The following is a 9,855-nucleotide window of genomic DNA, read 5'->3' as shown; positions in this document are numbered from 1 at the left end:
GGTCAGCCCCGCCGGGCGACGGACAGGGCCCAGGCCACCAGCGGTGCCTGCAACGGGAGCCGCGCCCACGCGGCCAACCGGTGTGCACGCGGCTTGCGAGCCCGCTGGTAGTCGATAGCCATCTTCAGGTTGCCGGGAAAGACCGCGACGAACAGCGCCGCTGCGGCGCTACCGCCCAGTTTGCGGGTTCGGGGAGTGGCCACGGCGGCGGCACAAGCGAGTTCTGCCGCTCCCGAAGCCCTGGTCCACCAGCGCTTCGTGCCGGGGAGCCGGTCGGGGACCAGCGCGTCGAACGGTGTGGGCGCGACGAAGTGCAGCACACCCGCCCCACCCAATAGGCAGGCGAGGGCAATTGCGGGACGATCCGGCCGCGAGGTGGTCATGGGGACACTTTCGCACGCCGCCGACACCGCCCACCGGCCGTCCGGCAGTGCACGGTCGGTGAGGTCGACTACGATCACGCCAGCGTGAGTGACGCTGAGCACGGGCGGCCGAATTGCCTCGTGCCGCACGAATGCCGCCGAGACCAGGGACGCTGCCGATGGTGAGTAAGTTCAAGCGCTTCCCGCTGTCCGATCGGCTGGCCGAGCAACCCGATCACACGCTGACCAGCGTGATCAAGATGCCGGTGAGCACGGTCAGCCCGATGAACGCGATCGCCAGGCGGATCATCGGTGCCCTGCTCGCGCTCGGACTGGCCGTATTGATCGTGTACCTCGACCGGGATGGCTACACCGACTCGAACGGTGACGGGGTGTCACTGCTCGACGCCTTGTACTACGCCACCGTATCGCTGTCGACCACCGGCTATGGCGATATTTCCCCGGTGACGGCGCAGGCCAGGCTCGTGAACATCGTCGTCATCACCCCACTGCGGGTGATGTTCCTGATCGTCCTGGTCGGGACCACGCTGGAGGTGCTCACCGAGCGCTCCCGGCAGGCGTTCCGGATCCAGAAGTGGAGGACCAAAGTGCGTGACCACGTCGTAGTCGTCGGATTCGGCACGAAGGGCCGGGCCGCGGTGAAAACACTGCTCGGCGACGAGGTCATGGAGCCGAATCGGATCGTGGTCGTCGACCCCGATCAGTCGGCGCTGGACGCGGCGGGCGCGCTGGGGCTGGTCACCGTGCACGGCTCGGCGACCAGATCGGACGTGCTCAGGGTGGCCGGGGTGCCACGCGCGCGAGCGGTGGTGGTCGCGGCCAACCGCGACGACTCCGCCGTGCTGGTGACCCTCACGGCCCGCGAACTCGCTCCGAACGCGCATATCGTCGTCTCGGTGCGGGAGGCGGAGAACGTGCACCTGCTCAAGCAGTCCGGTGCGAACCAGGTGGTGATCTCCAGTGAGACGGCGGGCAGGCTGCTCGGAATAGCCACCTCCACGCCCCGTGTGGTGGACATGGTGGAGGACCTGCTCACGCCGGAATCGGGGCTCGCCATCGCCGAGCGGGCGGTCGAGCCCTCCGAGGCGGGCGGCTCGCCAAGGCATCTGCCCGACACCGTGCTCGGCCTGGTACGTGGCGGGAACCTGTACCGGGTCGACTCGCCGGAGGCCGATGCCATCGAACCGGGTGACCGGTTGCTCTACGTCCGCAAGGTGACACCGGCGGAGGACGCCAATCGCTGAGCCTGCTCCGATCGGGGCGCGACTGTGCCCCAACCGGCGTATCTGTGTTTCCACCCGGTGATCTGGAACGATTGACCTGTGCGGCGTCGATCAGAGCAGGGTGGCGAACCCGGCCCGGTGGAGTGGAAGGTGCTCGCCGTTGCCGCGTTCGCCGGATTCCTCGTGCTCGTCGGCGCCTGGTGGGTCGGACCTGACCTGTTCGGCCGCGCGCCCGCGCCGGAACACCGGATCACGCAGGCCACGGTGACCATGCCGACGTCGTGCACGGACGCGGGCGGCGGTGAGACGGTGCAGTTCGAGCTGGACGGCGAGACCCGCAGCGGCAACCTCAACGCCTGCGGCCACAGCCAGGGCGAACTGCTGGACATCGCGGTTCCCGCCGACGCCGGAACGGGCCTGATCGATGTCCGGCTCGCCGCGACCGCTCCCGGCCACAGCGATCTGCGCCGACCCGTCGGCCTCGTGCTGCTGGCGCTGTCCTGCGCAGGCGGCGGGGTCTACAGCTACCTGCTGCGTCGTGGACCCCGCCGCAGGGCAGTCCTCATCTGATCCTCATTCGACCTGGGCCGAAGAGCGCGCCGGTCCCATGTCCTTCACCGACCGCACCGTCAGCCTGCCCAGCGCGAACGCCGCGAGCGCGGTGATCAGGGCGCCGAGCCCGTAGAAGGCGACGATCTGTTCGAGTGTGCGCATGCCGGCGCCGCCGAGAGGCTGTCCGATCGGCGCGCCGGCCCCGCCCGCACCCCACAGCTGGCTCATGGCGGGGCCGATCACGAACCAGATTCCGCCGGCCAGCGCCAGCCAAGCGCCGAGTCCGCCGGTGATCCGGTTCGCGCTGGGCGCGAGCAGCAGCCCGCCGAGCACCACCACGATCCCGGGCAGGATGCTCAGCCAGAAGCGGTCGCCGCTGAAGGCCCACGTCTGGTCGGTGCCGAACGCGACGTTGAAGTACGGCCCGATGAACGGGATCAGGGCGCCCCAGATCCCGAGGGGCACGAGCAGGGTGCCGCTCACCGCACCGCGACTGCGCTGCATCGACAACACCGAACGGTGCCGATGCGCGCCCCTGTTGTCGTCGACGTCTCTGCCGGTGTGGTCGACGACCCCTGCTGGGGCGCCGGCGGGTGCCGGTTGTGCTGGGTATGCCGGATTTTCGTATGCCGGGTTCTCGTGGGAGTAGTGCCGCTCGAGTGCGGATTCGGTCTCGGGGGCGAGGTCGTCCCCTGTTCCGCCGTCGTCCGGGGGAGCGTGGCGCACCTCGTCCGCCCCGGCCGCGACGTGCAGACCGTCCGAGCCCGGTGTGGCGCCGTCCAATGGCACCAGATGCCGTTTGTGGAAGCGCGAGGTCACCAATCCCCAGGCGGGCGCGCCCGAGCGGCGGCCGCGGTAGATGTGGTCAAGCTTGCCGAGCCGCTTGCCGTCCTTGCTGGTCACCGTTTGGCCGGTCAAGGTCCCGGCGTTGGCTCCCTCATCGGCCGGAGTCTGTCCCGTCGTCACAACGATCACCTACTCAGCTTGTGGACATGGTCCGCCCATGCCGTCCGTTTTGCCGGGATACCCGGACACGGACCGCTGAAACAACGACAACCAACTCCCGCACTTTCCCGGGAAAGTGCGCCGGTTGGGCCTGCCTCACCTGGGTGGATGGCGGTTGCTGCGCGCGCTTTCCCGGGAAAGTGCGGGTGGAACTCAGGAGACGTCGGCGCTGGCGGCGGCGAAGGTGTTGCAGTCCACGATGCGGTTCTCCTTCGCACCTGCCCGCCACCAGCCCGCGTAGTGCGCGTTGCTGCCGTGGTCGCGCGTCCCCGAGGTGTCATCACCCCTGGTTTCCTGGTCGTCCCAGGCCTTGTTGTACATGTCCCTGGTGATCGTGCCGCCCTGGTCGACGTGGGCGCCGAGGAACATGCCGGAGAAGCACTGTGCCTGTAGTTCCTTGCGTCTCGACATCTCCAGTCCCTGCTGGCTGTTGGGACCGGCCTCGTAGATCTTCTCCCAGGCTGCGTCCATCAGCCCGCTGACCTCCTGGACGTGGTGGCCGTACTCGTGGGCGAACAGGGCGAGGTAGACGCCGGGGTTGTCGCCGTACTGGTCGGTCTGCAACCCGGCGAAGGGCACGTACAGGTTGTTCTCGCAGTAGTAGGCGGCCGTCGCGATGCCGACCTGGATCGTCCCGCACTCGGTCTGGAAACTCGCGCCCGAAGGAAAGTGCAGGTTCGGCGAGGTGAAGGGCAGGTTGTAGTGCTCGAGGAACGGGCCCCAGGCCGCGTCGAGACACTGACCCGCCGCCGTGAAGAAGGCCTGCGCGGAAGCCGGGTCGCTGCGCCACTGGGGGAGGTCGCAGGCGCGGTTCTTCAGCCCGGCGTCAGGATTCTGCAGCATCGGATGGTCGGCCAGCGTGAAGATCTTCCGCGGCCCGGTGTCGCTCGGCCGTGTCTCCGGTGACCGGTAGGTCGGCGGACCGCTGCTGATGCTCGGCGAGGGTGCCGCGCTCGTGGCGGTGCTGCTGCTCGTCTCGACCGGCGGCGCGCCCGTGGCTTTCGGGTAGTCGCCGTACCCCGTGCCCGCGACCTGGTCCTTGCTGCCGCCCAGCAACGACACCACCACAACCGCGCAGAGCACCAGGGTCGCGACGACGCCGAGGCAGATCGCGATGATCGGACCCCGGGAATGGGCCGGGCGGGCCGCCGCATGTTGCCCCTGCTGGGGAGCCGGGTACTGCCACGGACCAGGCAACGGCCGGGGCACCGGTGGCGGCAGCGGCCCCTGCGGGCCGCCGGGTCGCCGGTCCTCGGGGCCCGGGTACCACGGGCCCTGCGGCGGTTGCGTCATCTCTGCGTTTCCCCGGGTCGTCGGTCTGGCCCGCCGCTGTCAAGCGTCTGACGGTGCGTCTGGAGATGTTCCCGTCCGGTACGGGTCCTGTTCGAAGCATAGCCAGCGGGGTCGGCGTTATGTGCCACTGCGCGGGTTCGGACCCATGGTCGTGCTGGTCACGGCTTGGTCGAGACAGGGCGTTTCGCATTGGCCACCCAGTGGTAGCTCTGCCAGGCTGTCACCAATTTCCGACGAGTGAGGGCACAGGTTTTTTCGATGAGCGATTCGGGTGGATGGTCGTCGCCAGACCCGCGGTACGGCCAAGGGCAGCAGAACAGCGGGCACGTCCCACCGGACCAGGGACTGCCGCCTGCTCCGCCGCCGCCCGGCTATGGGGGGCCGATGTCTCCGATGGGGCACGGCAAGCCGGGCGTGATTCCACTGCGCCCGCTGCGGGTGGGGGAGATCCTCGATGGCGCGATCACGACGATGCGCAGGAATCCCGCCCTGATGATCGGTGCCGCCGCGGCGGTGATGGCCGTCGTGCAGTTGCTGAACGCGCTGGTGCTGACGACGATGCAGGACCAGTTCCAGGCCGTGGAGGCAGGCGCGGCCATGACCGAGGACGAGGCCCTGGACATGCTCGGCGATCTGGCCGGCGCCAGTGGCATCACGGTCGTGGTGACCGTGCTGGCTACCACGTTCCTGTCCGGTTACCTCACCGTGGTGATCGGCAAGGCCGTGCTCGGCAGGCCGGTGCGGGCGGGCGAGGTGTGGAGTGAGATCCGGCCGCTGCTGCTGCCGCTGCTGGGGCTGACCGTCGTCTACACGCTAATCGTGATGGTCGGGCTCATCCTGTTGATCATCCCGGGAATCTGGCTGTACGTGCTGTTCGCGCTCGCCACGCCCGCGCTGGTGCTGGAACGCGGCCGGGTGTTCAGCTCACTCGGTCGTTCGCGGCTGCTCGTGCGCGGATCGTGGTGGCGCACCTTCGGCATCCTGCTGCTCGCGGCGATCATCGCCGGAATCATCTCGATGATCATTTCCATCCCGTTCGAGCTGTTCGGTGACGGTGCCAGCGCGTTCGGCAACAGCACGGCGATGTCCACGGGCGGGATCTGGTTGTCCGCCCTCGGCGGGGTGGTCGCGGGCGCGATCACCTATCCGTTCAGCGCAGGCGTCACCGCGCTGCTCTACATCGATCAGCGGATGCGCAAGGAAGGCATGGACATCGAGCTGGCGCGCGCTGCGGGCACGGCCTGACACCCGGTGTTTCTGGCCGAGGTGCCGGTCGAGATCGACCGGGAGGCCGCGCGGGAGGCCGCGCGCGCGGAACTGGCCGATCCCGTTTACGCCGAGGCCCAGCCGAGCTGGTTCGACCGGCTGGTGAAGTGGGGGCTCGACCGGATCGGCGAGATGATCGACGGGGTCACCGGACTGGTGCCAGGTGGCCCGGTGGGCCTCGTCGTGCTGGTGCTCGTCCTGGCCGCGATCGTCGTGGTGATCCGGCTGCGAGTCGGCAAACTGGCCAGGGGCAGGCGGAGCGGGGATACGCCGGTCTTCGCGGGGCGCGTGCGTTCCGTGGCCGATCACCGCGCCGGTGCCGAGCGGGCACTGGCCGCCGGTGACACCGGCGAAGCCGTGCGCGAGCGGTTCCGTGCCCTCGTACGCGGACTGGAGGAGCGTGGCGTGCTGGACGAGCGGTCCGGCCGGACGGCGGACGAGGCCGCGGTGGACGCGGGACACGTGCTGCCAGGCGAGGCCGAGCGGCTGCGTCGTGCCGCCGTGCTGTTCGACGACGTGCACTACGGGGGCAGGAACGTGGACCAGCAGGCCTACCAGTGGCTGGCCGACCTCGAGCTGAGCGTTTCGGCGGCCCGGCCGACGGTGGCGTCGCGGTGACGACGACCTCCACCAGCCCGGACGCGGCGGGGATCTGGCGCAGGGCCCGCGCGCCGGTCGCGATCGTCACGGTGTTGCTGCTCAGTGCGTTGCTCACCGTTCTGATCGGCGCAGGCGCGGGAGGTGCCCTCGACCCTCGTTCGGCAGAGGAGGCGGGCAGCAGGGCCTTGGCCAGACTGCTGGAGGCACAGGGCGTCCGGGTGGAGCTGGCCGGGACCGCGGAAGAGGCGCGCGAACAGCTCGGCGGTGCTGCCACGTTGCTGGTCACCCACCCGAACCGGATCCGGGTCGAGGAACTGCGTGGACTGCGGGACAGTGCCGCGGAACTGGTACTGCTGGATCCGGCGCCCGACACACTCGCCGGCCTGACGGGGAAACTGGCGACCGCGGGTACGGGCCAGGCCGAGATCGTGCCCCCCGGCTGCGAACTCGAAGCCGCGAGGGCCGCGGGCCCGCTCGCACTGGGCGGGAGCATGTACCGGACCACGGGAGCGGGTACCGACGCCGAGGTCTGCTATCGCCACGGCGGCGAAGCGGGCCCACTGGCCACAGTGGCCGATCGCGTCGGCGGGCTCACCGCACTCGGCGACACGGCACCACTGACCAACGCCCGGCTCGCCGAGCAGGGCAACGCCGCGCTGGCATTGCACCTGCTCGGGCAGCGGCCGACGCTCGTCTGGTACCTCCCGGCAGCAGGCGACGGCGCCCTGCGTTCCGGCGAAGCCTCGATCTACACCCTGATTCCCGGCGGCTGGACGTTCGGGGCCGTGCAGGTTGGCGTCGGGGTTTTGCTGCTGGCGTTGTGGCGGGCCCGGAGGCTGGGGCCGGTGGTCACCGAACCGCTGCCGGTGGTGGTGCGGGCGGCCGAGACCGTGGAGGGCAGGGCGCGGCTGTATCGGAGGGCGGGCTCAGCCGAGCACGCTGCGCAGGCGCTGCGTAAGGCCGCGCTGGAGCGAATGCTGCCCTCGATCGGGCTGTCCCCTGCGGAAGTGGGCGATTCGCGGGTGGTGGCCGAGGCGGTGGCGGCACGTACGGGGCGAACGCCGGGTGCGGTGTGGACGCTGCTGTACTCGACCACGGGTATCGGCGAGGGCGAACTGGTCCGGCTCGCGAACGAACTGGACGCGCTCGAGCGCGATTGTGCCAGTCTCGGCAGGTGAACCGGATGTATGTCGAATGACAGTGAGGCTATGCGAATGAGAGAGGTCTGGCAGTGAGCGATCCGGCGATCGATCCCACCGCGGCACGGCAGGCGCTGATCGCGCTGCGGGCAGAGGTCGGTAAAGCGGTGGTGGGCAATGACGCCGCGGTGACCGGGTTGATCCTGGCGCTGCTGTGCCGGGGACACGTGCTGATCGAAGGCGTTCCCGGAGTGGCGAAGACGCTGCTCGTGCGCGCGCTGGCCACCGCGCTCGACCTGAGGACCACCCGGGTGCAGTTCACTCCCGACCTGATGCCCGGCGATGTCACCGGATCGATCGTCTACGACCCAGGGGCCGCCGAGTTCTCCTTCAGGGAGGGGCCGGTGTTCACCAACCTCCTGCTGGCCGACGAGATCAACCGCACGCCGCCGAAGACCCAGTCCGCGTTGCTGGAGGCGATGGAGGAGCGACAGGTGACGGTGGACGGCACCGGGCGCAGGCTGCCCGATCCGTTCATCGTGATCGCGACGCAGAACCCGGTGGAGTACGAGGGCACGTATCCACTGCCCGAGGCGCAGCTGGACCGGTTCCTGCTCAAGCTGACGATGCCCGCACCGTCGCGGGATGACGAGATCGGGATTCTGCGCAGGCACGCCGAAGGCTTCGACCCGCGCGATCTCGGTGCGGCGGGGGTCCGTCCGGTCGCGGGTGTCGAGCAGCTGGCGGCGGGCAGGGCCGCGGTCGCGGCTGTGGCCGTCGGTCCCGAGGTGATCGGGTACGCCGTGGATCTCTGCCGTGCGACCAGAGGGGCGCCGTCGGTGCGGCTCGGGGTGTCCCCCCGAGGTGCGACGGCCCTGCTGGGGGCGGCGCGGGCGTGGGCGTGGCTGTCCGGGCGGGCGTACGTGACGCCGGACGACGTGAAGGCACTCGCGCGGCCCGCGCTGCGCCACCGAATCGAGCTGCGTCCCGAGGCGGAACTCGAGGGCGCGACCACCGACGGGCTGCTGGAGCGGGTGCTCGCGACAGTGCCCGTGCCGAGATAGCGGGTGATGCGGGCATGGCACTGACCGGACGTGCCGGACTTCTCGCCCTGCTGGGCGCGCTCGTGGTCGGCCTTGCGTTGCCGTCCGCGGCGGGAGTGCTGGCGGTCTCGGGCGTCGTACTGCTGGCCGTGCTCGTGGATCTGCTGCTGGCGGGGAACGTGCGGGCGTTGGGGTTGAGCCGTTCCGGCGACACGGCGGTGCGGCTCGGTGAAACGGTTGAGGTGCGCTTGGCGGTGCACAACCCCGGTGGCCGGACGGTGCGAGGCCTGCTGCGCGACGCCTGGCCACCCAGCGCGGGCGTGCTGGGGGACCGGCACGCGCTGACGGTACGGCCGGGGCAGCGGCAGGTCGTCGCGGTGGCGCTGCGTCCGACACGGCGGGGTGATCGGCGAGCTCACCGGGTGACGGTGCGCTCGGTCGGGCCGCTGGGGCTGGCCGCGCGGCAGGGTTCGCATTCGGTGCCGTGGGCGGTACGGGTGCTGCCGCCGTTTCACTCCCGCAGACACCTGCCGGGCAGGCTGGAGCGGCTGCGCGAACTCGACGGGCGACGCGCGACGCTGATCCGTGGACAGGGCACGGAATTCGACTCGCTGCGGGAGTACGTGATCGGGGATGACGTGCGCTCGATCGACTGGCGCGCGACGGCCCGATCGCCGGAGACCATGGTCCGTACCTGGCGCCCGGAGCGGGACCGGCATGTGCTGCTGGTCCTCGACACCGCCCGGACCGCGGCGGCCAGGATCGGTGACGGCACCCGGCTGGACACGGCGATGGACGCGGCCCTGCTGCTGGCGGCGGTGGCGTCGCGGGCCGGGGACCAGGTGGACCTGCTCGCCTACGACCGAGGCGTGCGGGCGAGCGTGCAGGGCGCGTCGTCGGCGGAGCTGCTGCCCGCACTGGTCAACGCGATGGCGCCACTGGAACCGGAGCTGGTCGAGTCGGACGCGCGGGGCATGGTGCACGAGCTCCTGCGCCGAATCCGCAGGCGATCCTTGGTGGTCCTGCTGACCGGCCTGGACCCGGCGCCACTGGAGCAAGGGCTCCTTCCGGTGCTCGCGCCACTGACGTCAAGGCACCAGTTACTGGTGGCCGGGGTGTCCGATCCGAAGGTGGCTCGGATGGCGCGTGGACGGGGCGACGCGGAAGCGGTGTACGCGGCGGCCGCGGCCGAGCGCACCCTGGCCGAACGACGGCACGCGATCGCCCTGCTGTCCAGGCAGGGCGGCGGCGCCGTGGAGGTGGTCGACGCGACCCCGGACGAACTGCCACCCGCGCTGACCGACCGCTACCTCGACCTCAAGGCCGCGGGCCGGCTGTAGGGCTCGGCTCA

Annotated in this window: 10 protein-coding genes; 7 read left to right on the top strand and 3 right to left on the bottom strand. The window is 70.4% G+C overall.

Annotated features, from left to right (window positions below):
* Positions 1–2: 2 nt before the first annotated feature.
* Positions 3–383, bottom strand: a complete 381-nt coding sequence (locus D0C15_RS14155; protein ID WP_116045330.1) for a DoxX family protein — start codon at positions 381–383, stop codon at positions 3–5.
* A 161-nt stretch (positions 384–544) separates the two neighbouring features.
* Between D0C15_RS14155 and D0C15_RS14150 the strand changes: the two genes are divergently transcribed.
* The gene (locus D0C15_RS14150; RefSeq protein ID WP_116045328.1) at positions 545–1,627 is read left to right on the top strand and encodes a potassium channel family protein; all 1,083 of its coding nucleotides are present in this window, start codon (positions 545–547) and stop codon (positions 1,625–1,627) included.
* A 78-nt stretch (positions 1,628–1,705) separates the two neighbouring features.
* Positions 1,706–2,176, top strand: a complete 471-nt coding sequence (locus D0C15_RS14145) for a hypothetical protein (protein WP_170161340.1) — start codon at positions 1,706–1,708, stop codon at positions 2,174–2,176.
* A 3-nt stretch (positions 2,177–2,179) separates the two neighbouring features.
* On the opposite strand, the gene D0C15_RS14140 is transcribed toward D0C15_RS14145, so the two are convergent.
* Entirely contained in the window at positions 2,180–3,124 is a 945-nt protein-coding gene (locus D0C15_RS14140) for a PRC-barrel domain containing protein (RefSeq protein ID WP_116045161.1), read from the bottom strand.
* Positions 3,125–3,316: 192 nt separating this feature from the next.
* Positions 3,317–4,456: a neutral zinc metallopeptidase gene (locus D0C15_RS14135; RefSeq protein WP_116045159.1), complete on the bottom strand. Its 1,140-nt coding sequence runs from the start codon at positions 4,454–4,456 to the stop codon at positions 3,317–3,319.
* A gap of 258 nt (positions 4,457–4,714) precedes the next feature.
* Here D0C15_RS14135 and D0C15_RS14130 point away from each other — a divergent pair, with 258 nt between their 5' ends.
* The 5 genes from D0C15_RS14130 to D0C15_RS14110 all read left to right on the top strand — a co-directional run bounded on the left by D0C15_RS14130 (position 4,715) and on the right by D0C15_RS14110 (position 9,844).
* Positions 4,715–5,701 (top strand): DUF7847 domain-containing protein, encoded by a 987-nt coding sequence (locus tag D0C15_RS14130; RefSeq protein WP_116045157.1) that lies wholly within the window; start codon positions 4,715–4,717, stop codon positions 5,699–5,701.
* 6 nt (positions 5,702–5,707) lie between these two features.
* A complete protein-coding gene (locus D0C15_RS14125; protein WP_116045154.1) occupies positions 5,708–6,340 on the top strand; it encodes a DUF4129 domain-containing protein in 633 nt (210 codons plus the stop codon).
* Positions 6,337–7,500: a DUF4350 domain-containing protein gene (locus D0C15_RS14120; protein ID WP_116045323.1), complete on the top strand. Its 1,164-nt coding sequence runs from the start codon at positions 6,337–6,339 to the stop codon at positions 7,498–7,500. The genes D0C15_RS14125 and D0C15_RS14120 overlap by 4 nt, the downstream gene beginning before the upstream one ends.
* 68 nt (positions 7,501–7,568) lie before the next feature.
* A complete protein-coding gene (locus D0C15_RS14115; RefSeq protein WP_116045320.1) occupies positions 7,569–8,525 on the top strand; it encodes an AAA family ATPase in 957 nt (318 codons plus the stop codon).
* A 14-nt stretch (positions 8,526–8,539) separates the two neighbouring features.
* Positions 8,540–9,844 carry a DUF58 domain-containing protein gene (locus D0C15_RS14110; RefSeq protein ID WP_116045150.1) on the top strand — a complete coding sequence of 435 codons (1,305 nt, stop codon included), beginning with the start codon at positions 8,540–8,542 and terminating at the stop codon, positions 9,842–9,844.
* The last annotated feature ends 11 nt before the right edge of the window (positions 9,845–9,855 follow it).

Origin of the sequence: Amycolatopsis palatopharyngis (assembly GCF_003385185.1) — a bacterium.
Classification (GTDB): Bacteria; Actinomycetota; Actinomycetes; order Mycobacteriales; family Pseudonocardiaceae; genus Amycolatopsis; species Amycolatopsis palatopharyngis.
The sequence above is the reverse complement of the archived record's forward strand: the minus strand, read 5'-3'. Positions and strand labels throughout refer to the sequence as shown.

Coding starts and splice junctions, on each gene's coding strand:
- D0C15_RS14155 (WP_116045330.1), bottom strand. CDS start 383: ATGACCACCTCGCGGCCGGATCGTCCCGCAATTGCCCTCGCCTGCCTA.
- D0C15_RS14135 (WP_116045159.1), bottom strand. CDS start 4,456: ATGACGCAACCGCCGCAGGGCCCGTGGTACCCGGGCCCCGAGGACCGG.
- D0C15_RS14130 (WP_116045157.1), top strand. CDS start 4,715: ATGAGCGATTCGGGTGGATGGTCGTCGCCAGACCCGCGGTACGGCCAA.
- D0C15_RS14110 (WP_116045150.1), top strand. CDS start 8,540: ATGGCACTGACCGGACGTGCCGGACTTCTCGCCCTGCTGGGCGCGCTC.